This window comes from Mycoplana ramosa, from assembly GCF_041930185.1.
GTDB lineage: Bacteria > Pseudomonadota > Alphaproteobacteria > Rhizobiales > Rhizobiaceae > Mycoplana > Mycoplana ramosa.
Window position 1 is genome coordinate 94,411 of the sequence record NZ_JBHEEW010000010.1, and the last position, 25,546, is coordinate 119,956.

General features: G+C 63.2%; 21 protein-coding genes. 12 read left to right on the forward strand and 9 right to left on the reverse strand.

Annotated features, from left to right (window positions below; translation table 11 throughout):
• Nucleotides 1-115 precede the first annotated feature (115 nt).
• Nucleotides 116-1,555 carry an NAD-dependent succinate-semialdehyde dehydrogenase gene (locus tag JNC62_RS14295; protein WP_374839687.1) on the reverse strand — a complete coding sequence of 480 codons (1,440 nt, stop codon included), beginning with the start codon at nucleotides 1,553-1,555 and terminating at the stop codon, nucleotides 116-118.
• Nucleotides 1,556-1,872: 317 nt separating this feature from the next.
• Between JNC62_RS14295 and JNC62_RS14300 the strand changes: the two genes are divergently transcribed.
• A complete protein-coding gene (locus JNC62_RS14300) occupies nucleotides 1,873-3,669 on the forward strand; it encodes an ABC transporter ATP-binding protein/permease (protein WP_374839688.1) in 1,797 nt (598 codons plus the stop codon).
• Nucleotides 3,670-3,707: 38 nt separating this feature from the next.
• On the opposite strand, the gene JNC62_RS14305 is transcribed toward JNC62_RS14300, so the two are convergent.
• Nucleotides 3,708-4,169, reverse strand: a complete 462-nt coding sequence (locus tag JNC62_RS14305; RefSeq protein WP_310415960.1) for an Lrp/AsnC family transcriptional regulator — start codon at nucleotides 4,167-4,169, stop codon at nucleotides 3,708-3,710.
• Nucleotides 4,170-4,293: 124 nt separating this feature from the next.
• Between JNC62_RS14305 and alr the strand changes: the two genes are divergently transcribed.
• Nucleotides 4,294-5,412, forward strand: a complete 1,119-nt coding sequence (gene alr / locus JNC62_RS14310) for an alanine racemase (RefSeq protein ID WP_374839689.1) — start codon at nucleotides 4,294-4,296, stop codon at nucleotides 5,410-5,412.
• A 37-nt stretch (nucleotides 5,413-5,449) separates the two neighbouring features.
• Nucleotides 5,450-6,700, forward strand: coding sequence for a D-amino acid dehydrogenase (locus JNC62_RS14315; RefSeq protein WP_374839690.1), 1,251 nt, complete (start codon nucleotides 5,450-5,452; stop codon nucleotides 6,698-6,700).
• A 73-nt stretch (nucleotides 6,701-6,773) separates the two neighbouring features.
• Here JNC62_RS14315 and JNC62_RS14320 read toward each other — a convergent pair whose 3' ends face one another.
• Together JNC62_RS14320 and JNC62_RS14325 are read right to left on the reverse strand one after the other, a co-directional pair.
• Nucleotides 6,774-9,965, reverse strand: coding sequence for an efflux RND transporter permease subunit (locus JNC62_RS14320; protein WP_374839691.1), 3,192 nt, complete (start codon nucleotides 9,963-9,965; stop codon nucleotides 6,774-6,776).
• Nucleotides 9,966-9,968: 3 nt separating this feature from the next.
• The gene (locus JNC62_RS14325; RefSeq protein ID WP_374839692.1) at nucleotides 9,969-11,069 is read right to left on the reverse strand and encodes an efflux RND transporter periplasmic adaptor subunit; all 1,101 of its coding nucleotides are present in this window, start codon (nucleotides 11,067-11,069) and stop codon (nucleotides 9,969-9,971) included.
• 213 nt (nucleotides 11,070-11,282) lie between these two features.
• Between JNC62_RS14325 and JNC62_RS14330 the strand changes: the two genes are divergently transcribed.
• Both JNC62_RS14330 and lhgD read left to right on the forward strand, forming a co-directional pair.
• Entirely contained in the window at nucleotides 11,283-11,639 is a 357-nt protein-coding gene (locus JNC62_RS14330; RefSeq protein ID WP_374839769.1) for a YbaN family protein, read from the forward strand.
• A gap of 102 nt (nucleotides 11,640-11,741) precedes the next feature.
• A complete protein-coding gene (gene lhgD / locus JNC62_RS14335; RefSeq protein WP_374839693.1) occupies nucleotides 11,742-12,929 on the forward strand; it encodes an L-2-hydroxyglutarate dehydrogenase in 1,188 nt (395 codons plus the stop codon).
• 27 nt (nucleotides 12,930-12,956) lie between these two features.
• On the opposite strand, the gene JNC62_RS14340 is transcribed toward lhgD, so the two are convergent.
• Nucleotides 12,957-13,955: an ABC transporter permease gene (locus tag JNC62_RS14340; protein WP_374839694.1), complete on the reverse strand. Its 999-nt coding sequence runs from the start codon at nucleotides 13,953-13,955 to the stop codon at nucleotides 12,957-12,959.
• Nucleotides 13,956-13,993: 38 nt separating this feature from the next.
• Nucleotides 13,994-14,734 carry an ATP-binding cassette domain-containing protein gene (locus JNC62_RS14345; RefSeq protein WP_374839695.1) on the reverse strand — a complete coding sequence of 247 codons (741 nt, stop codon included), beginning with the start codon at nucleotides 14,732-14,734 and terminating at the stop codon, nucleotides 13,994-13,996.
• A gap of 516 nt (nucleotides 14,735-15,250) precedes the next feature.
• On the opposite strand from JNC62_RS14345, the gene JNC62_RS14350 reads away from it, so the two are divergent.
• From JNC62_RS14350 to JNC62_RS14360, 3 genes are all read left to right on the forward strand, one after another.
• Complete coding sequence (locus tag JNC62_RS14350; RefSeq protein WP_374839696.1) at nucleotides 15,251-16,243, forward strand: sugar-binding protein; 993 nt, start codon at nucleotides 15,251-15,253, stop codon at nucleotides 16,241-16,243.
• A 98-nt stretch (nucleotides 16,244-16,341) separates the two neighbouring features.
• Nucleotides 16,342-17,238 carry an NAD-dependent epimerase/dehydratase family protein gene (locus JNC62_RS14355; RefSeq protein WP_374839697.1) on the forward strand — a complete coding sequence of 299 codons (897 nt, stop codon included), beginning with the start codon at nucleotides 16,342-16,344 and terminating at the stop codon, nucleotides 17,236-17,238.
• Between the two features lie 187 nt (nucleotides 17,239-17,425).
• On the forward strand, nucleotides 17,426-18,628 hold the full coding sequence (locus tag JNC62_RS14360) for an HPP family protein (protein WP_374839698.1): 1,203 nt from the start codon (nucleotides 17,426-17,428) through the stop codon (nucleotides 18,626-18,628).
• A gap of 358 nt (nucleotides 18,629-18,986) precedes the next feature.
• Here JNC62_RS14360 and JNC62_RS14365 read toward each other — a convergent pair whose 3' ends face one another.
• Nucleotides 18,987-19,568, reverse strand: coding sequence for a BA14K family protein (locus tag JNC62_RS14365; RefSeq protein ID WP_374839770.1), 582 nt, complete (start codon nucleotides 19,566-19,568; stop codon nucleotides 18,987-18,989).
• Nucleotides 19,569-19,781: 213 nt separating this feature from the next.
• Between JNC62_RS14365 and JNC62_RS14370 the strand changes: the two genes are divergently transcribed.
• Complete coding sequence (locus JNC62_RS14370; RefSeq protein ID WP_374839699.1) at nucleotides 19,782-20,153, forward strand: EF-hand domain-containing protein; 372 nt, start codon at nucleotides 19,782-19,784, stop codon at nucleotides 20,151-20,153.
• Nucleotides 20,150-20,620 carry a hypothetical protein gene (locus tag JNC62_RS14375; protein ID WP_374839700.1) on the forward strand — a complete coding sequence of 157 codons (471 nt, stop codon included), beginning with the start codon at nucleotides 20,150-20,152 and terminating at the stop codon, nucleotides 20,618-20,620. The genes JNC62_RS14370 and JNC62_RS14375 overlap by 4 nt, the downstream gene beginning before the upstream one ends.
• Before the next feature lie 260 nt (nucleotides 20,621-20,880).
• Here the strand turns inward: JNC62_RS14375 and JNC62_RS14380 are convergent, their stop codons facing one another.
• Nucleotides 20,881-21,870, reverse strand: a complete 990-nt coding sequence (locus tag JNC62_RS14380) for a GlxA family transcriptional regulator (protein WP_374839701.1) — start codon at nucleotides 21,868-21,870, stop codon at nucleotides 20,881-20,883.
• 282 nt (nucleotides 21,871-22,152) lie between these two features.
• On the opposite strand from JNC62_RS14380, the gene JNC62_RS14385 reads away from it, so the two are divergent.
• Both JNC62_RS14385 and JNC62_RS14390 read left to right on the forward strand, forming a co-directional pair.
• Nucleotides 22,153-23,094 (forward strand): alpha/beta hydrolase, encoded by a 942-nt coding sequence (locus JNC62_RS14385; RefSeq protein ID WP_374839702.1) that lies wholly within the window; start codon nucleotides 22,153-22,155, stop codon nucleotides 23,092-23,094.
• Nucleotides 23,095-23,142: 48 nt separating this feature from the next.
• Nucleotides 23,143-24,732 (forward strand): ABC transporter substrate-binding protein, encoded by a 1,590-nt coding sequence (locus tag JNC62_RS14390; protein ID WP_374839703.1) that lies wholly within the window; start codon nucleotides 23,143-23,145, stop codon nucleotides 24,730-24,732.
• A 138-nt stretch (nucleotides 24,733-24,870) separates the two neighbouring features.
• Here JNC62_RS14390 and JNC62_RS14395 read toward each other — a convergent pair whose 3' ends face one another.
• The gene (locus JNC62_RS14395; protein WP_374839704.1) at nucleotides 24,871-25,545 is read right to left on the reverse strand and encodes a cupin domain-containing protein; all 675 of its coding nucleotides are present in this window, start codon (nucleotides 25,543-25,545) and stop codon (nucleotides 24,871-24,873) included.
• Between the last annotated feature and the right edge of the window lies 1 nt (nucleotide 25,546).

Here is a 25,546-nt window from a genome sequence, read left to right on the forward strand (position 1 = left end):
TTGCGGTGGAAATTTCCACCAAACCTATAGATTTCTGGCCGCCCCGGCGCATGACGCGCCGAAACGGCTGCTTGAGCCGCCCTTCTCCCGTTCAGGGGCGGGCGGTGTCGAACGGTCAGACGACCGAGACGAACTTCGTCACGAGATAGGCCTCGATCGCTTCCGATCCGCCTTCGTTGCCGTAGCCGGAATCCTTGATTCCGCCGAAGGGGACTTCCGGCAGCGCCAGGCCGTTATGGTTGATCGTCGTCATGCCTGCTTCGACGCGCGTCGCAAGCGCGTGCGCGCTTTCGATCGACGAGGTGAAGGCATAGGAGGCAAGGCCGAACGGCAGGCGGTTCGCCTCCTCGATCGCCGCATCGAGGCTTGCGACCGGGTTGATGATGGCGAGCGGGCCGAACGGCTCCTCGTTCATCACCCGGGCATCGGTCGGCACATTGGCGAGAACCGTCGCCTCGAAGAAATTGCCCTTGTTGCCGATCCGCCGGCCGCCGGTCACCAGCCGCCCGCCGCGTTCGACCGCATCGTTGATCAGCGCCTCGAGCGCGGGGATGCGGCGCTCGTTTGCGAGCGGCCCCATCGTCACGCCGTCCTCCAGCCCATTGCCGATCTTGACCGCGCGCGCGGCCTCGACGAAGCCGTCGAGGAAGCGATCGAACACCTTCTCCTGGACGAGGAAGCGCGTCGGCGAGACGCAGACCTGGCCGGCATTGCGGAACTTCGAGAAGGCGAGGACCTTCACCGCCTTTTCGACGTCGGCATCCTCCAGCACGATCGCAGGCGCATGGCCGCCGAGCTCCATCGTCGCCCGCTTCATGTGCAGGCCGGCGAGCGCCGCCAGTTGCTTGCCGATCGGGGTCGAGCCGGTGAACGAGATCTTGCGGATGACCGGGTGCGCGATCAGGTATTCGGAGATCTCGGAAGGGACGCCGAAGACGAGCCCGATGACGCCGGCGGGAACCCCGGCATCGACGAAGGCGCGGATCAGTTCGGCAGGCGAAGCCGGCGTTTCTTCCGGCGCCTTGACGATGATCGAGCAACCTGCGGCAAGCGCCCCGGACAGCTTGCGAACAACCTGATTGATCGGGAAATTCCACGGCGTAAAGGCCGCGGCCGGACCGACGGGCAGCTTGATTGCGGTCTGCGAGACGTTGGGGCTGCGGCCGGGGATCACCTGGCCGTAGGTGCGCCGGCCCTCCTCGGCGAACCATTCGATCAGGTCGCTGGCGGCGGCGATTTCGCCCATCGCCTCGCCGAGCGGCTTGCCCTGCTCGCGCGTCATCAGGACGGCAATGCCTTCCCGGCGCTCGCGCAGGATGTCGGCGGCCCGGCGCATGATCTTCGAGCGTTCGTAGGCCGAAACGTTGCTCCAGACCCTGAAGCCGGCATCGGCCGCGGCAACCGCGGCATCGAGGTCCGCGCGCGTTGCCTTCGACACCTTGCCGATCTCCTCGCCTGTTGCCGGATCGAGCACCGGAATCGTCGCGCCGTCCGAGGAGCCGCGCCATTCGCCGTTGATCAAAAGCGTCGTGTCTCGATATGCATGCGTCGTCATCATATTCTCCGAGCTTCGGCAGGGCGCCGCTGCGGCGCCGGGTATTTGGGTGCGCCCCGCTTGTATCGAATTGCGCTCCGGAAGCAACCTGTCCGATCATCGCACCCATCGAGCAGTGTCACTCGACATGCCTGCCTCAGTTCGGCGCGTGGACGCTCGGCATAAAATTGATTGTTCGAGCGTCAAAATGATGTGGCGGCCTCGGCGGCAGGCGCTAATCTTCGACACCAAATCGACCCTGTCACTCGCGCGCTGCGATGCCCCCGCAATCGGCCGCCCGTTCTCAGGGCCGGCGCACTGCGAAGAAGGATCCGACGATGTCGAATGTCACCGCGGAGAATGCCAGACCTGCCAACCCCGCAGGAGTGGAGGAAAGCCTGTGGGCGCAAATGATGATGATGCGGCGGATCTACATGGCATCGCCGGTGTTCAAGGTGCTCTTTGCAATCTCCGCGGGCAGCTTCGTGGTCGTCGTGGCAACGGCGCTCGGCCAGATTGTGCTGAACCAGTGGTACAAGCCATTTTACGACGCGATCGAACGCCGCGACACCGATGCCTTCTTTCACCAGTTGACCATCTTTGCCGGAATTGCCGGCGTGCTTGTTCTGTTCAACGTCTCGCAACAATGGCTGAACCAGATGTTTCGCCTCAAGCTGCGCGAAGGCCTGACCAGAGACCTCATTGCCGAGTGGATGCGCCCGCGACGCGCCTTCCGACTAGCCAGTGTCGGCGCGATCGGCATCAATCCGGACCAGCGCATGCAGGAAGACGCTGGCCACCTCGCCGACCTGACGACCGACCTTGCCTTCGGTCTGCTGCAGTCGTCGATCCTGCTGTTTTCCTTCGTCGGCGTTCTTTGGTCGCTCTCGGACGGTTTCGTATTTCACGTCGGTGAACGGAGCTTCGACATCCCCGGCTACATGGTCTGGGCGGCGATCATCTATGCCGGCTCCGCATCCTGGCTCAGCTGGCTGGTCGGACGCCCGCTGATCAACCTCAACGGCGAGCGCTACAATCGCGAGGCGGCACTGCGCTTCACCATGATGCGCGTCAACGAGCACATCGATTCCATTTCGCTTGCCGGCGGCGAGGCCGCCGAGCAGCAGCGGCTGGAAAACGACCTCGGATCCGTCCTCACGGCGATGCGCAACATTTTTCGGGCACAGATCAACCTCGCCTGGGTGGTCGACGGCTATGGCTGGGTGACGGTCGTCGCGCCGATCCTGGTGGCCGCACCCGTCTACTTTGCCGGACATATCAGCTTCGGCGGGCTGATGATGGCAGTCGGCGCCTTCAACCAGGTGCACACGTCGCTGCGCTGGTTCATCGCCAATATCGGCGCCATCACCGACTGGCGGGCGACACTGCAGCGGATCACGTCATTCCGAAGCGCCCTGATTGGCACCGACGCCCTGAACGACACCGAGGGACGCATCGAATTTTCGTTGAACGACAGCAACCGCCTGACGATCGACGACCTCGAAGTTGCCTCGCCGAGCGGCCATACCCGCCTGGAAGAGCCCCGCGTCGAGATCGCGCCGGGCGAGCGGATCGTCATCATCGGAGATCCCGGAACCGGCAAGACCCTGCTTTTTCGTGCATTGGCAGGTCTCTGGCCGTGGGGCAGCGGGCGCGTCGGTCTGCCCAACGACGAGCCGATCACTTTCCTGCCGCGCACCCCCTATCTGCCACCCGGCAAGCTTCGTGATGTTCTCTCCTATCCCCAGTCTGACGTTTTCGACGACGCGCAACTGTCCGAAGCGCTGTCAAAGGTCGGCCTCCAGCGCCTGGCGTCCAACCTCGACACCGAGGCGCGTTGGGATCGTGAACTGAGCGACGAGGACGAGCGCCTTCTCTCGTTTGCGAGGCTATCCCTGCACAAGCCGCGTTGGATCTTCATCGACGAGGTTCTGGAATCGATGGAACCTCCGGCCCAACGGCGGGCTTTGTCGATCCTGCAAAAGGACCTGCAAGGCTCGACAATCGTCAGCATCGGACGGCCGCTTCCGGACCACAAGCTCTTTACCCGGGGTCTTCAACTGGTGAGATTCGCCAAGCCGTCGAAACACCCGTCTGCCCGGTCGGACAGGACGCTGGAAGAATTGAAGGCCTAGGGAGCCGCCTCGAAGCTCGCGATCCCAGCTTGACACGCTCAGCGCGGCTGAACCCGGGTTGCCAGGACGTTGCGGATCGAGAAACTCGAATGGATGCGCAGGACCCCCGGCAGCTTCGCCAGGATCTCCTTGTGGATCCGCTCGAAGTCACCGGCGTTTTCCACCTCGACCCGCAGCAGATAGTCCGACCCGCCGGTCATCAGATAGCATTCCTGGATTTCCGGATGCCGTTTGACCGCCGATTCGAAGCGGTTCAGGTGTTCTTCGGTCTGACGCTCGAGCGTGATGTTGATGATGACTGCGATCGGGTTCTCGCCTTCCGAGTTGCCGACGAGCGCCGTGTAGCCGCGAATGACGCCCGATTGTTCGAGCAGGCTGATCCGCCGCAGGCAGGCCGACGGCGACAGGCCGACCTCCTCCGACAGCTTCGCGTTTGTGATGCGCGCATTCAACCGGAGCTGGCGAATGATATTGCGATCGATCGAGTCCAAACCCCTCATGCAGAATCTTCCATCTATTCGCACAAAATTCTGTTCGTTATTGCGAAATGCAATAACAGAGCAATAATTCGAAGAAAAGCAACCGATCGTATCAATAGCCTACTCCGATATCGGGAGTAGGGACGTGAACACACAACCACGTGAGATCATCAACCAGAACGGCGCTTCGGGATACCTTGCGATCGACCTGAAGGCCTTGCGGCAGAACTATCGTCAGTTGGTCGAGCGTGCAGCCCCGGCCGCCGTCGCGGCCGTGGTCAAGGCGAACGCCTACGGCCTGGATGCAGCCCGCGTCGCCCCTGTCTTGTACGATGCCGGCTGCCGCGATTTCTTCGTCGCACACATCGGCGAGGCGCTGCGGCTCAAGCCATCGATCGGCGACAGAGCCCGGATCTTTGTTCTGAACGGCTTGCAGCCCGGCGCGGAGGAAACATGCGCCGACGAAGGGATCATCCCCGTCCTCAATTCGCTTGAGCAGGTCGAGAACTGGTCGCGGACGGCAAAAGCACGCCGGACTCGCCTACCCGCGATGCTGCAGATCGACAGCGGCATGTCGCGGCTCGGCCTGCCGCCTGAAGAGGTGACGGCGCTGGCGGCCGATCCGAGCCTGCTCGATGGCGTAGACTTGCTCTTTCTCATGAGCCATCTCGCAAGTGGCGACGAATCGGAGAATCCCCAAAACGCCGACCAACTGGCGGCTTTACGCGCCGCCTCGGCCCTGTTCCCCTCGCTCCCGCTCAGCTTTGCCAATTCCGGCGGCATCTTCCTCGGCGGCGATTTCCACGGCGCGATGGCGCGCCCGGGGATTGCGCTTTATGGCGGCGCCCCGACCGACGCCATCGAAAACCCGATGCGCCCGGTGGTCCGGCTCGATGTCCGCGTGGTCCAGACGCGGACGGTTCCCGCCGGCACACATGTCGGCTACGGCGGTGCGCACGTCACGACGGGCGAAACCCGTTTGGCGACGATTGCGGCCGGCTATGCCGATGGCCTGCCGCGCAGTCTCAGCCACAAGGGTGCGGCCTATCATGGCGGGGTGCGGCTGCCGATCGTCGGGCGCGTGTCGATGGACAGCATCACGATCGACGTCAGCGCCCTTCCGCCAGGCACGCTGAAGCTCGGCAGCCTGGTCGAACTGATCGGTCCGAACCAGACGCTGGAGGCCCTCGCCGCCGATGCGGGCACCATATCCTACGAAATCCTGACGGGGCTCGGCGATCGCTACCATCGCGATTACCGATGATCGTTCGAGAGCGCATACCTAGATCAATGGGGCAATCATGAAAATCACCGTACTGGGCGCCGGCGTCATCGGCGTGACCACCGCCTACTATCTCGCCAAGGCAGGTCATGAGGTTACCGTGCTCGACCGACAGCCGGGTTCCGCACTGGAAACGAGCTTTGCCAATGCGGGCGAGATCTCGCCCGGCTACGCCTCTCCGTGGGCTGCGCCCGGGATACCGCAGAAGGCGATCAAGTGGCTGTTCATGAAGCATGCGCCGCTGATCATCCGGCCGATGGCCGATGCCGCCACCTGGCGCTGGATGATGTCGATGCTGGCAAACTGCACGAGCGCCCGCTACGCCACGAACAAGGGGCGCATGGTCCGCCTTGCCGAATACAGCCGCGACTGCCTGATCGCACTTCGCGAGGAGATCGGCATTTCCTATGACCATCGCACCCAGGGCACCCTTCAGCTGTTCCGGACCCAGAAGCAACTGGACGGCATCGGCAAGGACGTGGAGGTGCTGCGCGCCGACGGCGTTCCCTTCGAGGTTCTCGATCCCGCCGGTTGCATCGCCGCAGAACCGGCGCTTGCACGCGTCAAGCAAAAGTTCGTTGGCGGCCTGCGCCTGCCGAATGACGAGACCGGCGACTGCTTCAAGTTCACCACCATCCTGCAGGAGCATGCCGAAGCGCTCGGCGTCACCTTCCGCTTCGGCGTCGACATCCGCCGGCTGAAGCATCTCGGTGACCGCATCGTCGCCGTCGAGACCGCCGATGGCCTCGTGGAAGCGGACCTCTTCGTCACCGCGCTCGGCAGCTACACGCCGGCCCTGATCAAGCCGCTTGGCCTGAATGCACCGATCTATCCGGTCAAGGGTTACTCGATCACCGTGCCGATCGTCGACGAAAGCCGCGCGCCCGTCTCCACGATCATGGACGAGACCTACAAGATTGCCATCACCCGCCTCGGCGATCGGATACGCGTCGGCGGCATGGCCGAGATCGCAGGCTTCAGTCACGACCTGCCGGCCGCGCGCCGCGCTACGCTGGAGCATTCGGTGGAAGATCTGTTCGGCGGCGCGGGCGACCAGTCGAAGGCGACGTTCTGGTCGGGTCTGCGGCCGATGACGCCCGACGGCACGCCGGTCATTGGCGGCACGCGGTTCAAGAACCTCTTCATCAATTCCGGCCACGGCACCCTTGGCTGGACGATGGCCTGCGGCTCAGGCCGTGTGCTCGCCGACATCATCAGCGGCCGCAAGCCGGACATCGAAGCTGCGGATCTCGCGCTCAGCCGGTATTGAGACCCGAAAGGGGCAGGCGGATCGCTGGATCCCCTGCCCCGCCCAGGGTGGATAGACTGTCACCGCAAGGTCGCTATTGCGCGGCCTGATCCTCACTTGCAGCCGCGGCCGTCTCGTGGTGGTCGGCATCGACAATCGGACCACGCCCTGTTCCCGTCAGCCGATGTGCCCTCTCACGCAACCACTGGAAGACGACGTAGAGCGCGGGGATCAGGAATATCCCAATCAGCGACGCTGCGAGCATCCCGCCGGCGACCCCGGTGCCGACCGCCCGGCGGCTCAGCATCCCCGCGCCCGTCGCCGTGACCAGCGGGATCAGCCCGACGATGAAGGCGAAGCTCGTCATCATCACCGCGCGGAAGCGGGTACGCGCGCCGTCGATCGCCGCGTCGAGGATGCTCTCGCCCCGCTCGCGGCGGAACTTGGCGAACTCGACGATCAGGATCGCGTTCTTCGAGGCAAGCGCAATCAACACCACCAGCCCGATCTGCGCATAGATGTCGAACGACAGTCCGGCGACGAGAATGGAGACAAGCGCACCGGCGATGCCGACCGTCACCGAAAGCAGGACGGGAACCGGAATCGTCCAGCTCTCGTAGAGCGCAACCAGGAACAGGTAAGCGAACAGGATCGCGAGTGCGAGAATGACGTTGGTCTTGCCCGCCGCCTCCAATTCCTGCAGGGCGGTTCCGGTCCATTCATAGCTGTATCCAGGGGGCAGCGTCGCCGCCGAGATCGCTTCCATTGCCGCCAGTGCCTGGCCGGAGGACACGCCTGGCGCCGGCTGGCCGTTCAGCGTGATCGAACGGAAATTGTTGTAGCGCACGATCGATTGCGGCCCGACGATATAACTGACCCGTGCAACAGAGGCGACCGGGACCATCTGGCCGGATGCGTTGCGCACATGCAGCCTTGAGATGTCATCGACCGAGCGCCGGTCGGCCTGCGATGCCTGCATGGTGACGCGCCAGCTGCGGCCGAACATGTTGAAGTCATTGATGTAGTAGGACCCCAGCGCGCCCTGCAGCGTGGCGAACAGATCACTCACCGACACCCCGAGCGCCTGCAGCCGATCGCGATCCAGGTCGAGATATAGTTGCGGCGAGCTCGCCGAATAGGTGGTGAAGGTCGGCCCAAGCAACGGATTCTGGTTTGCGGCAATAATCAGACCGCCCGCCGTGGCTGCCAGGTCGGCCGGCGATCGCCCCTGCAGATCCAGCAACTGGTACTCAAAACCGGAACCAGTGCCCAGACCCATGATCGGCGGCAGGTTGAAGGCGAAGATTTGCGCCTCGCGGATCGCCGCACCCTTTACCATCGTGGTGACGACTGCCGCATCGACCGAGGCCTCGGCGCTCGTGCGCTCCGCGAACGGCTTCATCGTCACGACGGCGAAGCCGGAATTCGACTTGGAGAGACCGTCGAGGAAGCTGTAGCCGCTGACGCTGATCACGTTGGCGACACCATCGATGCCGCCCAGCATCGCCTCCACGCGCTTGACCACGGCATCGGTGCGGTTGAAGGAGGCCCCTTCCGGCAGTCGGATCTCGACGAAATACGCGCCCTGATCCTCGCTGGGCAGGAAGCCGGTCGGGACGATGCGAAACAGTCCGCCGGCCACGCCGCCCGCGACCGCCAACAGCAGCAGGCCGATGACCGCTCTTCTGGCGATGCGCCCCGCGACATAGACGTATCCGTCGCGGCCCCGATCGATGCCGCGCGAAATCCAGCCAAGGACACCGCGCTTCGGCCCATGGTGCGGCTTCAACAGGATCGCGCAAAGGGCCGGACTGAGCGTCAGCGCGTTGATGGCCGAGAGCACCATCGAAACGGAAACCGCGACGGCGAACTGCTGGAACAGCTGCCCGCTGAGCCCCGGAATGAACGCCACCGGCACGAAGACGGAAAGCAGGACGAGGGTGATGGCGACGATCGCGCCGGTGATTTCGCCCATGGCCAGGCGCGCGGCCTGCCCCGCGGCCATTCCCGGATTTTCCTCCATCACCCGCTCGACGTTCTCCACGACCACGATCGCGTCGTCGACGACGATGCCGATCGCGAGCACGAGAGCGAGAAGCGAGATCGTATTGAGCGAGAAACCGAGTGCCAGGATGACGGCGAACGTGCCGATCAACGCGACGGGAACGGCAATGAGCGGGATCAGCGCCGCCCGCCAGTTGCCGAGGAACAGGAAGACGACGATGATGACGAGGATGAACGCCTCGATCAGCGTGTGCTGGACATTCTCCACGCTCGCCTCGACGAACTGGGCGGTATCGTAGGAGACCTGATAGGTCAGCCCCTCGGGAAAACTCTTGGAGAGCCGCTCCATCGCCTCGTTGACGCCGCGCGCGGCGGCAAGCGCATTGGCGCCCGGCGCCTGGTAGGTTCCGATCATCGCGACCGGTTTGCCGTTGAAACGGGCGAGCGAGTCCGAACTCGCCGCTCCCAACTCCACCTTCGCAATGTCTCTAACCCGCAAGAACGAGCCATCCGGCTCGGCCCGCAAGACGATATCCTCGAACTGTGCCGGATCGGTGAGGCGCCCCTGGGTCTGTATGTTGAGCTGGAACAGCGGATCATCGGTCATCGGCTGCGCGCCGATACGACCGATTGCAGCCTGGACGTTCTGTGCCCGCAGGGCATTGGCCACGTCCGTTGGCGTCAGCTTCAGGCTGGTCATCCGGTCGACATCCAGGACGATCCGCATCGAATAGTCCTGCGCGCCGAACAGCGAGGCGTCGCCGACGCCGCCAACGCGCTTGATCGTGTCCAGCACGTTGATCGTCGCATAGTTCGACAGAAACAGATTGTCGAACTGCTCGTCCTTGCCGTAGATCGCGATCACCTGCATCAGCGCGGACGACTTCTTGCGAACGCTGACGCCCGTCTGCTTGACCTCGGCCGGTAGCCCCGCCTCCGCAAGCGACACGCGATTCTGCACGTTCACGGTCGCGATATCCGGGTCCGTGCCAACGGCAAAGGTCACGGTGAGATTGTACGAACCGTCTGCCCCACTGGTCGACTTCATGTAGAGCATGTCGTCAACGCCGACGACCTTGCTCTCGATCGGCTGGGCGACCGTCGCTTCGACCACGTCGGCCCCGGCACCGGCGTAACTCGCGGTGACGCTGACCTGCGGGGGGACGATGTCGGGAAATTGCGACACCGGCAACTGGGTCAGTGCGATGAAACCGGCAAGGGTGAGAACGATGGAGATGACGGCGGCAAACCGCGGCCGGTCGATGAAGATCTCGGAAATCATCGTTCAACCACCCGCCGCCGGCGCCGCATCCACCACCATGCCCGGCCGCACCTTGCCCACGCCATCGGTGATGACGTTCTCACCCTCCTTCAACCCGGATGCGACCACCGACTGACCCCGTGTGGAACGGGAGATATCGACCCGGCGAAGCTCGACCTTGGAATCCGGGCCGACGACCATCACGAAGGCCCCCTGCTGGTCACGCTGCACCGCCTCCTGCGGGACTGCGAGCACTTCCTGCTTGTCGGACTGCTCGAGCATGACCCGCACCAGCGTGCCGTCGAGCAACAAGCCGTCGGGGTTGGGGAACTCGGCCCGCACCGTAACCGTATCGGTTCCCTGCGACACGTTGCTCGAAACGAAATTGAGCGTTCCCTTCGACGGGTAAATGGTTCCGTTCGGGAGAATGATCTGCACATTGGCGCCGCTGGACACCTTTCCTTGCCTGACTTGCTCGCGATAGGTGAGAAGCAGGGACGTCGCGACGGAAAATTCGGCATACATCGGGTCGAGCCGCGTCAACGTCGTCAGCGCCCCCGCCTCAGGCCCGACCAGGGCCCCAACATTCACCGCGGTCAGCCCGACGACCCCGTCGAAGGGAGCCGTTATCCTCGTATAGGACAGGTTCAGTTCGGCTTGCGCCTTGGCTCCATTCAGCCGCACGAGATCGGCCTCGGCCTTCTGCACCTGCGCCTTGGCGATATCGACCTGCGACTGGGGCGCCGTATTGCTCGCGAGCAGGCGGACTGAACGGTCCCGCTCGATCACGGCCAAGTTAAGCTGCGCTTGCGCCGCCTGGATCGAGCCTTCGATTTCCTGCACGGCGGCCGCATAGGTGCCATCCTCGACCTTATAAAGGAGGGTACCGGCCGTTACTTTCTGACCCTCTGAGAAATTGATGCTTTCGAGAAAACCCGAGACGCGGGCGCGGATATCGACCTTCTGGATCGCCACGAGCCGCCCGGTGAAGTCCGCACTCTCACGGAGATCAATGACCTTGGCTGGCACGACGATGACCGCCGGAGCCTGTTGGGCTTGGGCTGGGTCGCCTGACAGGACCGCAAGCAGCAAAAACAGGATGACCTGAAGTCCCGGAACCCGCATGCGACATCCTCCTGAGGATACGGCTCGGTTCTGTTTTCATGCAGGAGACAGAGTAGTCGTGAAAAACTCTGTTGCAAAGCGGGGTTAATTCGAATTTCCGCGCGTTTTAACGGGCGACATTCTGTTTCGGCTTGCGCAACTGTCGGCGGCCGCGCAAGCGTGCTAACAGTGGGGCTCCATCCTGAAGGCCAGGTGTCGCCGATGAAGCTGCCGCTGCAGATCCTCTGTCTTTGCCTTGGCTGGCTGATGGTCGCGCTTGCCATAGCCGGCGTATTTCTGCCGCTTCTGCCGACGACGCCGTTCCTGCTGCTGGCCGCCGGCCTGTTTGCCCGCTCGTCGCCCCGCTTCGAGCAATGGCTCCTCAACCATCCCGTGTTCGGTGAGACCTTGCGCCGCTGGCGCGAAAAGGGGGCCATTTCGCCGCGGGCCAAGGCGACTTCGGTTGCTCTCATGGCCACAAGCTATGTCCTGTTTGTGTTCTTCAGCGCCCCGCAGGTGATGACGGCCATCTTTGTTGCGACGGTCCTGGCCTTTCCATTGTTGTTTATCCTCAGCCGCCCGAATGGTTAGGATCACCGCCGACGGTTGCTGATGGACTCCCGCACGCTTTGGATTGCGCTATGATCGAAAAAGATCTGCAACCCTCTCACGCCGCTGAAGGATCGACCGCCAATGCTCTATGACTACTGCGTAATCGGCGGCGGCATCGTCGGGCTGGCAACCGCGATGCGGCTGCTCCAGGCACGCCCCGGTTGCAGTCTTCTTCTGCTGGAGAAGGAGGGCAGCCTCGGCCGGCACCAGACGGGGCACAACAGCGGCGTCATCCATGCCGGCATCTACTATCCGCCAGGCAGCCTCAAGGCAGAGCTCTGCCGCAAGGGCGCACAGGCGACGAAGGAGTTCTGCGCCGAAAACGGGATCGCCTTCGACACCTGCGGCAAGCTTCTGGTCGCGACCACCGCGCTGGAGATGAAGCGGATGGAAGCGCTGCTGGAACGCTCACGAAACAACGCCGTCGAGGTCCACCGCGTCGACGCGGACGAGCTTCGCGAACGCGAGCCCAAGATCACCGGGCTCGGCGCCTTGTTCGTTCCCTCGACCGGCATCGTCGACTACGGCGAAGTTTGCCACGCGATGGGGCGCTGCATTCAAGCCGGAGGCGGGGAGATCCGTCTGGGCACCGAGGTGCGTGCGATCAAGGAGGCGTCGAGCGACGTGACGATCTCCGCAGCCGGCGAGAGCTGGCGCGCGCGGAAATTGATCGCCTGCGCGGGCCTGCAGTCCGACCGGCTGGCGATGTTGGCCGGCCTGGCGATCGACCATCGCATCGTTCCGTTCCGCGGGGAGTACTACAAGCTGCCGGCCAGCAAGAGCCGGATCGTGAACCACCTGATCTATCCGATTCCCGATCCCGACCTGCCCTTCCTCGGCATCCACCTGACGCGGATGATCGACGGCAGCGTGACGGTCGGTCCGAACGCCGTCATCGGGTTCGCGCGCGAAGGTTACCCGCGCCTGTCGGTCGCGCCAAGGGATGTCCTCGACTATGCCTTCTTTCCGGGCTTCTGGCGGACGATCCTGCGCAACCGCAGCTCCGCCGTCACTGAACTGCGGAACTCATTGTGGAAGCGCGGCTATCTCGAGGAATGCCGCAAATACTGCCCGAGTCTGGAGTTGTCCGATCTCAATCCCCACGAAGCCGGCATCCGGGCGCAGGCGGTCAGGCGCGACGGGACGCTCGTGCACGATTTTCTCTTCGCCAGCACCGATCGGATGCTGCATGTGTGCAACGCCCCCTCGCCCGCCGCAACCTCCGCCATCCCGATCGCAGACATGATCCTGGAGCGAATTCTGGCGTAGGCCCTGAACAGCTTCTTCCTGCAAGCGCTACTCACTCTGGCGGAAGTTGCGGATGCGGTCGAACAGGACGGCGAGGATCGTCGCGCCGCCGATGAACGTGCCCTGCCAGAAGGCGCTGATGCCGAGCAGCCCGAGGCTGTTGCGGATCACCTCGATCAGCGCCGCACCGACCAGTGCGCCGAATGCCGTGCCGGTGCCGCCGGCGAGATTGGCGCCGCCGATGACCGCTGCGGCGATCACCTGCAGTTCCATGCCGGCGCCGATATTGGTCGTCACCGCGCCGAGCCATCCGGTCTGGATGATGCCGGCGATGCCGGCCGAGAGCGCCGAGACCATGTAGACGATCACCTTGATCTTGCGGACGGGCACGCCGGTCAGCGTCGCCGCATGCTCGTTGCCGCCGATAGCGAACAGATAGCGGCCGAACCGAGTCCAGCGCAGAACGAACCCGGTCAGCAGCGCCAGCGCGATCATGAACAGCACCGGATTGGCGATACCGAAGAACCAGGCGCCGCCGCCCAGCGCCAGCAGCTTGTCGTGGTCGGGACCGAACTGGAAGACGACGGTGTTGTTGGACGCCACCATGGCCAGGCTGCGGGCGATCGACAGCATGCCGAGCGTCACGACGAAGGGGGGAAAATTGAGATAGGCGATCAGCACGCCGTTGAAGGCGCCGATCACCAGAGCGGTGGCGAGCGAGGCTGCAATGCCGACCCCGATGCCGTAGCCGGCATGCATGACGACGGCGAGGATCATGCTGCACAGGCAGAGCACCGAGCCCACCGACAGGTCGATGCCGCCGGTGATGATGACGAGCGTCATCCCAAGCGCGATGATGGCGACGAAGGTGACGTTACGGGTGATGTTGTAGAGGTTTGTCGAGGTCGCGAACGCGTCGGTGGTGAGCGACAGGAAGATGCAAGCCAGGATGACGGCGACCAGCACCCAGAAGGTCTGGTGGCCCAGGATGGAGCCCAGCAAGGATTGCTGCTTCTGCTCGATGCTCTGATCAAGGGTTATTGCCATCCTCGACCTCGTTTCCTTGCCTGCCAGGGGCGTTCCAATCATCCCATGTCTATGGCGCCGGTGATCAGCCCGGTGACTTCCTCGGGCGAACTGAGTGCGATCGGCTTGTCGGCCACCTTGCGGCCGCGCCGCATGACGATCACCCGATCGGCGACGGCAAAGACGTCCGGCATGCGGTGGCTGATCAGCACCACCGCGATGCCGCGGTCACGCAAGTGCCGGATATGGTTCAGCACCTCCGCCACCTGGCGCACCGAGATCGCCGCCGTCGGCTCGTCCATCAGCACGATCTTGGCCTCCGACAGCATCGTGCGAGCGATCGCCACCGCCTGCCGCTGACCGCCGGACATCTGCCGGACGACGTCGCGGGGGCGGGTCTCGGATTTCAGCTCCGCGAACAGTGCGCCGGCGCGCCGATACATCGACCGGTAGTCGAGCACACTGAGCGGGCCGAGGCCGAGGCGCAGCTCACGCCCGAGGAAGACGTTCGCCGCAGCCGTCAGGTTGTCGCACAACGCCAGGTCCTGGTGGACGATTTCGATCCCGTGCCGACGCGCGTCCAGCGGGCGATGGAGGACGATCTCGCGCCCATCCAGGCGCATGGTCCCGCCGCTCGGCCGGAAGTTGCCGGCAATCATCTTGACCAGTGTCGTCTTGCCGGCACCGTTGTCACCCATCAGGCCGACCACTTCCCCCGCCTCAAGCGACAGCGATATGTCGTTGACCGCCTGGATGGCGCCGAAGTGTTTGGAGATGTCGGTGAGCTCGAGTACGGCCACCCGCGTCCAGCCTCCCGGAAACCCTCCGCTCGCGACCTGCCGGCGCCACGCGTCCCGGCAGACTCGATCGCGCTTGCCGGCTTCCTCAGCAAGCGATCGACATATTTACGCAAAGGCTTGCGACAGCGTCAATCATGCAACCGGCTGTGCAGCCCGTACGCAATAAATATTATTATAGTATGACAAATAGAAGTTGACGCGCCGAACCTGCGGATATTCACTGTAGCGGAGGGCAAGAAATCGGTTTCGGTGGCTCATATGCGCCGTCACGGCGGAGCGCCAATATGCCCGGCCTGATCGTTTGTCCGGCTGAGCGAGGGAGATGGCGGCAAGGGGCTGTCCGCGCGAAGATCTGCACCTGCCTCCATGACCGACCAGCACCCCGCCGCGACCGCGAGATGCTTATTGATCCGGCGACGTGTTGCGAGTGTCCGCCGAGCGGTGCCCGCATCGTCGATGTCCGGGTCGATCGTGTGGCGGGCACGCGCCGCCCGCCTGTTTCAATGGGAGGAACCAATGAGGAAGGCATTATTGCTTGCAGTCGCGGCGCTGGCAGTCGTTGCCAGCCAGGCCGGGGCCCAGGAGAAGAAGCAGCTCGTGATCGTCGTCAAGGGCCTCGACAACCCGTTCTTCGAGGCGATCAACCAGGGTTGCCAGAAATGGAACAAGGAGAATGCCAGCTCCGAATACGAGTGCTTCTATACCGGACCGGCATCGACCTCCGATGAAGCCGGCGAGGCACAGATCGTACAGGACATGCTCGGCAAGGCGAGCACGGCCGCCATCGCGATCTCGCCTTCCAACGCCAAGCTGATCGCCCAGACCCTCAAGACCGCCAACCCGCAAGTGCCCGTTATGACGCTCGACGCCGACCTCGCGGCGGAGGATTCGGCGCTGCGCAAGACCTATCTCGGCACCGACAACTACCTGATGGGAGCCCGGATCGGCGAGTACATCAAGAAGGCCAAGCCCAACGGCGGCAAGATCTGCACGATCGAGGGCAATCCGGGCGCCGACAACATCTTGCGCCGCGCCCAGGGCATGCGCGACACGCTGACCGGGCAGAAGGGCCTGACCGAACTGAAGGGCGAAGGCGGCTGGACGGAAGTGGCCGGCTGCCCGGTCTTCACCAATGACGACGGCGCCAAGGGCGTGCAGGCGATGACGGACATCCTCGCCGCCAATCCCGACCTCGACGCCTTCGGCATCATGGGCGGCTGGCCGCTGTTCGGCGCCCCGCAGCCCTATCGCGACCTGTTCAGGCCGATGGCCGACAAGATCGCCAAGAACGAGTTCGTCATCGGCGCCGCCGACACGATCGGCGACGAGGTGGCGATCGCCAGGGAGGGCCTCGTCACCGCGCTCGTCGGCCAGCGGCCGTTCGAGATGGGTTACAAGGCGCCATCCGTGATGCTCGACCTGATCGCCGGCAAACCGGTGGAAGACCCTGTCTTCACCGGCCTTGACGAATGCACCAAGGATACGGTCGACACCTGCATCCAGAAATAGCATCGGCTCCGGGGCGCTGCGGACGCGGCGCCCCTATTCCGTCGCTTCTCCGCAAGGGGACCCGGAACAGCCTACACGACGTCGGCTTGGAGAGCATCATGGCGAAACGGATCATGTTCACCGGTGGCAGCGGCAAGGCGGGACGACATGTGGTCCGCTACCTCCTCGAGCAGGGCCACCAGGTCCTCAACCTCGACACAAGGCCGCTCGACAATCCAAAAGTCCGCACCCTTATCACCGACATCACCGACAGTGGCCAGGTGTTCAACGCGCTTTCCAGCTACATGGGCCTGCACGAGTTCGATCCGTCGCTGCGCCCGGAGCCGGTTGATGCCGTCATCCATTTCGCCGCCGTTCCGCGCATCATGCTGACGCCGGACAACGAACTGTTCCGCATCAACGCGCTCGGCACCTACAACGTCATCGAGGCGGCGGTGAAGCTCGGCATCCGCAAGATCGTCATCGCCTCGAGCGAGACGACCTATGGCCTCGTTTTCGCCAACGAACCGCGCAATCCCGCCTATTTCCCGCTCGACGAGGATTATGACGTCGACCCGATGGACAGCTACGCGCTTTCCAAGGTCGTCAACGAAAAGACGGCGCGCGCCTTCGCCCTGCGCAGCGGCTTCGACATTTATGCGCTGAGGATCGGCAACGTCATCGAACCGCACGAATACGAGCTGTTTCCGAAATGGTTCGCCGATCCCGGCTTCCGCAAGCGGATCGCCTGGAGCTACATCGACGCCCGCGACCTCGGTCAGATCACCGCACTGGCGATCGAAAAGGACGGGCTTGGCTTCCAGGTCTTCAACGCCGCCAACGATGATACCTCGTCCGACCTGCCCACGCAGGAGTTGATCGACCGCTTCTATCCGGATGTGCCGCTGAAACATAAGCTCGATGAGTACGAGACGCTGCTCTCCAACCGCAAGGCAAGGGCGGTGCTCGGTTTCCAGCCGAAGCACAGCTGGCGGCAATATGTGAAGCAAAGTTGACGCGAGCCGCAAGCCAGCCTCCCGGGCGCCTTCGCTGTTGGCGGGGTCCGGTTGGGGACAAGATTTGCCATATGCACATTTTTCAGCCTGGCCGGTTTTTTTAGGCCATCTTTGCGTGCGTGTTCCAAGGGGGCCGTGCTAACGAGACGTACCATCTCCAGGCACCCGCGCGTCCGCACGAGTTTTCATGTCGAAGCCCATCACCTTCCTGAAGCGACTGATACCCTCCCTTGCTCCTGTCAGCCATACCGAAAGGCTTCGCGCGTCGCTGGGCGCGCTGACCGGCATTCTCCTGACAGGCTTCGTCAGCACCATGGCTCTCGGCTCCAGCATCAGCCTGCCGCTGCTGATCGCGCCGATGGGCGCTTCCGCGGTGCTGCTTTTTGCGGCGCCTGCAAGTCCCCTGGCCCAGCCCTGGTCGATACTCGGCGGCAATATGGTTTCGGCTATGATCGGCGTTACCTGCGCCCTTGTCATTGCCGACCCGATCCTGGCCGCGGCCATTGCCGTGGCGTTGTCGATCGCCGTCATGATGCTGCTCGGCTGCCTGCACCCGCCGAGTGGCGCGGTCGCGCTCACCGCCGTGCTCGGCGGCCCGGTAACGCATGAGGCGGGATACTGGTTCGCTCTGACGCCCGTCGGCATCAACTCTGCGCTACTTCTGGCGGTCGCGCTGCTTTTCAACAACGCGACCGGTCGCCGGTATCCTCATCTGGCACCCGCAGCGTCAGCAAATCCGCATCAGACGGCCGATCCCGTTCCCACACAGCGCATCGGTGTCGCGCCGGTCGACCTGCAGGCGGTCCTTGCCCAATATGACGAGGTGCTTGACGTGAGCCCGGATGTGCTCGACGCGTTCCTGCATCAGGCGCAAATCCGCGCCTATCATCGTCTTTCCGGCGAGATCACCTGTTCGGACGTGATGTCGCGCGACGTTGCCACGGTTTCACCCGATGACACGCTTCGCGACGCCTGGGCGCTGTTGCTGGCGCACCGGATCAAGGCGTTACCGGTGGTATCGAAGGCCGACGGCCTCGTCGGAATCATCACCCAGACCGACTTCATGCAACGCTCGGTCCTGGGCAGCCACGGCAGCCTGCGCCTGACGTTCGGAGACAAGGTTCGGCTCGTGCTTGGCGGACGCACGAAGCCGCGCGTCGTTGCCGACATCATGACCAGGCGCGTCCAGTCGGCGACGCCGGAAACCATGATCGCGAAGCTCGTTCCGCCGATGGCGGATCTGGGCCTCCACCACATGCCGGTGGTCGACGAGCGCAATCAGGTCGTCGGAATCGTCACGCAGTCCGATCTGATCGCTGCGCTGTTCCAGCGCGGGCTCGACGGGACGTCGCGTTCCGGAGACGGACCGAACCGGGCCAACGTCGCCTGACCCGCGCGAACCGGCCCCTCCATCTTGGCCTTGCCCTGGGCGACACCCCGACCCAGCGATGCCCGAAGCCGAAAATGAAAAAGGCCGGGGCGAAATCGCACCGACCTTCTCAGTCACTTCGCCTTCCCTGCCAGTACATCCGTGGTCAAGGACTGGAATTGACGTAATCTCGCGAGCATTGCAAATTAAGATCACGCTCAGCTAGATTGATGATCAACATATAGGGGTGGAATGCGTCAAAAACAAGCCCCACTTGCGGACAAGAATTTTGCACTGAAACGCGCCGAAACTGCGGTTCGGGGATTTGTCCCTTTGCGTTATCGCATGCTCTATTTCAAATAACCTTCAGCGTCCCACTTCAATAGGGCGAAATGCACTGTCGGCGCGGCCCGTAATAAGGCTGGAAGGTGTTGTCATAGGCGCGATACGAGCGATAGCGAGAGTAGCACCAACTGGTGTGACTATCCGTACCGTAGTACCGCGGCGCGCCGTAATACCTCGGTGCATAGTATCCGGGCGAATAGTACGATCCGTAATACGGTTGAGCTAACAGCCCACCGATGATCGCACCTGCCGCAAGCCCGCCGAAGACTGCACCGAAGTCATCATCGTTGTAGTGATTATTATTATAATGACCGTAGTAGCCACCGTAGTGACCACCGTAGTGACCACCGTAGTGACCACCATACCGACCGCGACCGCCATACCAACCACGGCCACCACGACCACCGACCCAGTATCCTCGGCCACCGTCATTGTCGCCCCGATTAACGTATCGTCCCATATGGCCCCGGTTCCAGCCGCGGCGCCATTTGTACCTGACCTGTTGAACGTCAGAAGCCCGCAGCCCAGGGTCTTGAATAGAAGGGAAAGCCTGCGCCGGCGCGATACCCGACACCGCCACTGTCAGCGAAAGGCCAATGACTGCAAGGATCTTCATTTGCATCACCACTTTCTCTTTACAGCATAACGCATCACGCCGTTTATTGTGCCGCCCCGCTGGTTTGGTAACGGCATTGTGAATGCCGAGACGCAGGGCTTCGAAACGGTTCTGACCGAACGCAAGGTCGTCGGTGTCGGGTTTGTGCTAGTTTTTAGGTGCAAGATGCTTCGCTAACGCCGCCCAATTCCGAAACCGACAGGAGAGTGGAAAATGGCCTCGGCAAAATTGGCATGCATGGCAACGGCTGCCATGGTCCTTTCGATCAGCCCCATCAACTCGGCCCTCGCCCAATCGGACGACAGCACCGCACAAAGCCAGGCTGCGGAGCCGGACGCGTCGCAAATGATGCCCGACGCCATGATGGAGGGCCGGTGGCGCGGCATGATGGGCAGGATGGGAATGGGCCCGATGCGCGGTCAGATGATGAAGATCATGTTCGCGGTGGCCGACACCAACGGAGACGGTGCCCTGTCGTTCGAGGAAGTGATGGCCGTCCACAAGCGCATTTTTGACACCGTGGATGCAAACAAGGACGGCAAGGTGACATTGGACGAGATGCGGGCTTTCATGCAGGATCAGTGACCGCAGGAGAGCCGATCAAGAAAACGATCCAGGCCGGGACCGGCACGAAAGCAATGCCGGCCCATTGCCCATGCACGTACAGGGGCGAAGCCGTGGAGGCGCCACCGCTGGAGTATGTCGCCCGAAAGTGGAAACCGGTTTCGGAACAAGACCTGCGCAAGAACAATGACCGCAAGCGTACCCGCGAAATCGATAGATCGCGACGCGCGCTAGTCGGCGCAAGCTGCCTCGAACTCCGCGATGACATCGGGTTCGTTGTCGTCACGCAGAACGGCATCCGCAGCCTCGGATCCATCCGCAGCCTGGTCGATCCGCTGCGAATAGGACGCGATGAAAAACGCCCGTTGGCCCTTCCAGACTTGACGGCCGTCGACCTCGTGCCGGCACGGCAGCGCTGTCTCAAAATCAGTCTGCAGTTCGTCAACGGTAGGCTGCGCTGTGACCGCTGCGAACGCTGCGGCGAATAGGACCGGCGACATCAGCTTCATCTCCCTTGAATGAAATGAACACAGCAGATTCGGCGTTCCAGGTCGACATCTCGCGCCGCTTATACACGCCATTCTAAACCAAGGACGCCAGATCGCATCGCCTTCGGGGCGGAACAGCCGTCCGGTGCGGCTTGCGGAGCCTATACGCGATTTGCCGAGAGCACCTGGAAAATCTTGGCGAGCGCAAGGCAGGCGATCCGCGCGTCCAGCGAGTGGCAACGGGCGTGGATTCCATCAACTTACAAGCCAGATTTTCTGGCATTCAATCGCTTCCGAGCCTGTCTCGGGCTTTCACCAAAGGTCGCCCGGAAGCGGCGGGCAAATGTCGATGCGGAACTGAAACCCGTTAGGATGGCGATCGTCGTGATCGACTTGCGTGTGTCGAGAACCAGTCGCCGCCCTTCCTTCATGCGCAAATTCAGATAGTAGTCGCGTGGGGAAAGACCGACTGTCTGGAGGAACAGCATCTCCAGCGTGCGCTCGCTTACCCCGAGAAGGTCGGCGATCGCGGGGATCGAAACCGGCTGTTCGATGCGCTTTTCCATCATTCTTATTGCCGAGGAAACGCGCGGCTCACTCCAGTCCAGCCTCCCGAGGGAGACCATCGGCTGCGGATCGCCCGCGGCACGAACCTCCTCATAGATGAAGATCGACGCGACCTCCATGGCGAGCGAATAGCCCTGCCGTGCCCGAATGAGATGCAGCATCATGTCCAGCGCCGGTGAAGCGCCGCCGGTCGTGAACCGGTTTCCATCGACCACGAAACGGTCCGGTCGCACGTCTACCCGAGGATGACGCGCGGCAAAATCATCCAGATCCTCCCAGTGCGTCGTCGCCTGTCGACCATCCAGGATGCCGGCCTGTGCGAGAACCCAGGAACCGGATTCGACGCCGCCGATTGCAACACCACGCTGTGCAGATTTGCGGACTCCGGTGAGCACACGCGCCGTCGTGTGCCTGGCGACGTTGAACGCAGCCAGGACGATCAACGCATCAACCTCGTCGTCCAGTTCGAATCGACCCTGCACCGGAAGCAGCAGGCCGCTTGAACTAACCACCGGATTTCCGTCCTCGCTGACGAGCCTCCAGGTGTAGTGCTCATGGCCAGAGGCCCGATTTGCGGCGCGCAACGGTTCCAGCGTGGCGGCAAGGGACAGGAGCGAGAACTCTGGAAAGACCAGAAGCGTGATTTTCAGCCTGTTCGTTGATGGCGAGAATATTGAGTGCATTGCGGACTATGTATCGTTTCATGCGGATTATGCGGCGTGCGCAAGGTCGCTGCGCATATAGCATCCATCAGCAAGCCGAGCGAGGACCTTGGGAGGGGCACCTTGATTTGTGGGATCGACCGCTGGCCGATGCCGGTTCAGGCATTGGACCGGGCGGCGCGGGCAAATCGGAACATGGGGCGCACACGCGGCGCAATGACCGTAGCCCGCGCTTGGAAACACAGCACGGCGCGTGTCGCACCTCTATCGTGATACGCGGCTCATTTTGGAAAGGCGGATTGGATGACTGACTATTCGAAGCTGATCGACACCGAAACCTGGGCCTTCATTGATCGAACCAACTCCTATTATCCGCCGGATGCCGTAGACCATTCCATTGCCGAGCAGCGCCGCACCTATGATCGGATGTGCCGCGAATTCCATGCCGGCTACCCGGAGAACGTGGCGGCCGAGGATTCCAGGATCGAAACGCCGACGCACGCGATTCCGATCCGGACCTATCGACGCGATGCACCGGATCGGGCCGTGCTGGTGCTCTATTTCCATGGCGGCGGTTTTGTTGTCGGCGGGCTGGAAAGCCATGACGACGTCTGCGCCGAGATCTGCGCGCGCACCGGCTATGAGGTCGTCTCGGTCGACTACCGGCTCGCCCCGGAGCATGTCCATCCGGCGGCCTATGACGACTGCCGCGCCGCGTTCGAATGGGCTGCCGGTCATTATGACCGGCCGATCCTGCTTTGCGGCGACAGCGCCGGCGGGGTTCTCGCCGCGGCCGTATCCCACACCGTGCGTGGCCACGCCCGCGCGCCGATCGGCCAGGTACTGATCTATCCCGGCTTCGGCGGCGACCAGACGAAGGGATCCTACATCACCCACGCGGAGGCGCCGCTGCTCACCGTGCGGGACATGGCCTTCTACAAGGACGTGCGCACCGGCGGAAAGGACGTGTCGAAGGATCTCACCTACGCCCCGTTCGTCGATGCTGACTTCTCCGGCCTGCCGCCGACCGTGATCATCTCGGCGGAGTGCGATCCGCTCTCCGATGACGGTCGCGAATATCGCGATCGCGTGCGGGCGGCGGGCGGCAAGGCGGCCTGGTTCAACGAGGAGGGACTGGTCCACGGCTACCTGCGGGCGCGACACTCGGTAAAGCGCGCCCGCGAGAGCTTTACACGCATCGTCGAGGCCGTACGCGGGCTCGGCCAGGGAGAGTGGAACTACTGAATTCGGCGCCCCGCGCGCACACCGTCAAAATCACAGGGAGGGAACGTCATGTCGAGTGAAATAGAGTTTCTCAGCCATCAGGCCGTCCGTGGCCGGATGACACGCCGCGATTTCCTCGGTCGCGCCGCGGCCTTGGGTCTGAGCGCCGCATTTGCAAATTCGCTGCTCGGCACTGCGGCAAGGGCCGCCGGACCGGTCAAGGGCGGGTTGCTGAAGGCGGGCCTGGTCGGCGGCGATTCCACCGACGACCTCAATCCCGCCGGCATCAACAACCAGGTCAGGGGCGTCTTCGCGCGCTGCTGGGGTGAAAAGCTGACCGACGTTGCCTCCGACGGCTCGCTGATCCCCTGGCTTGCAGAGGAATACGGCTCCTCACCCGACGCCAAGACCTGGACCTTCAAGATTCGCAAGGGCGTGACCTTCCACAACGGCAAGAAGCTCGACGCCAATGACGTGCTCGCCACCATCGAGCGCCACGCCGGTCCCGACAGCAAGTCGGGCGCGCTCGGCGTGCTGCGCGGCATCGACACGCTCAAGGTGGATGGCGGCAATGTCGTCATCACGCTGAAGGAGGCCAATGCCGACCTCCCCTTCGTCATGTCGGACTTTCATCTGGTCATCCAGCCGAACGGCGGCAAGGACGATCCGCTCGCCGGCATCGGGACGGGCCCCTACAGGGTCGTTGCCCACGAGCCGGGCGTGCGCGAGGTCGCCGAGCGCTATGACGGCTATTGGGACCTCGCCAGCCGCGGCCATGCCGAGCACGTCGAGATCGTCGTCATCAACGACGCGACCGCCCGCATGGCGTCCCTGCAGGGCGGGCAGATTCACCTGATGAACCGCGTCGAACCGAAGGTCGTCGAACTCATCAAGCGCATCCCGGGGGTCACGATCCAGAACGTCGCGGGAAGCGCTCACTACGTCCTTGCAGCGCAGTGCAACACCGCCCCCTTCGACAACAATGACCTGCGGCTGGCACTGAAATATGCCATCGACCGCCAGGAGATGGTGGACAAGATCCTCAACGGCTACGGGTCGCTGGGCAACGACATTCCGATCAACGCGGCCTATCCGCTGTTTTCGGACGACATCGAGCAGCGCGCCTACGACCCCGACAAGGCGGCCTTTCACTTCAAGAAGTCCGGCCACAGCGATCCGATCCTGCTGCGGACCTCAGACGTCGCCTTTCCCGGTGCTGTGGATGCGGCCCAACTCTTCCAGCAAAGCGCCGCCAAGGCCGGCATCCCGATCGAGATCCGCCGTGAGCCGGGCGACGGTTACTGGTCGAGCGTCTGGAACAAGGCGCCGTTCTCGGCCTCCTACTGGACCGGACGGCCGACGCAGGACCAGCAATACTCGACCGCCTATCTCTCGACCGCCGACTGGAACGAGACCCGCTTCTTCCGTCCGGACTTCGACAAGCTCCTCATCGCCGCGCGCGCCGAACTCGATGAGGGCAAGCGTCGGGCGATGTACCGCGACATGGCGATGATCGTCCGGGACGAAGGTGGCGCGATCATTCCGGTCTTCAACGACTGGATCGACGCGGTCTCCGAGAAGGTCGGCGGATTTACGCCGCATCCTGCCGGCGAGCTCATGGGAGGACTGGCCCTCGCGTCGTGCTGGCTGACGGAATAGGCGGTCAACGCCTCGGGCGCCGTCTTCATCGGAGACGATGACGGCGGAGCCGCATCACGCCCCTTGCTGGGCAAGCGACGTCATCGCAAACCGATGACGTCGCTCACGCTGCCGCTCGGCTCCTGCGCCGGGCGCCGTTTAGTCCATCGTCCGGCTGAGCCAGAACTTGTCGAGATCGCTCGGGTTGTCCCAGCCCGCGATGGCGCCGGGACGAACGATGAAGATATCGCCGGCCCGGAAGGTGACGCTTCCTTCCTCGGGGTTGGCCAAAATGACCTCGCCCCGGCGCAACATCATCAGTTCCGTAAAGGAATAGGTGATCGGATGGCGTGCGTAGGGAGTGGTGGCCCAGATACCCCAGGACAGCGCTCCCTGGTCATGGAACTCGTGTCGAGAGGTCTGTGGCGCAGGCGTGGTCAATAGTGCAGCATTCGGCGCACCGCCGGCCGACATCGGGTGGTCAAGATCAAGCCGCGAAAGCGCCAACGGCGGATTGTCCTGCCGAAGCAAGACGATCACGCAGTCCGCGGCTTCCGCACGCCAGGAAAGCCGCCCTGCTGGCAAACTTGCAGCATCGCCCTTGCGAAGGCCAATCTCGGTTCCGTCAGCGTCCTTGAGTGTCAGTGCGCCCTCACGCAGCAGGACGATGGACGAAAAGAGGCTTTCCGCATCCGCTCCAGCGCCGGACAAAAGCGCGCGTCCGAAACCAAGAGGTTCGTTGGCTGGCGTGGCTGAGCCGATCGCGCGAAAGGCCTCTCCGAGGTCAGCTGCGCAGGAAGGCTCCGTGCCGAGATTGATTATGTTTCTCAACAAC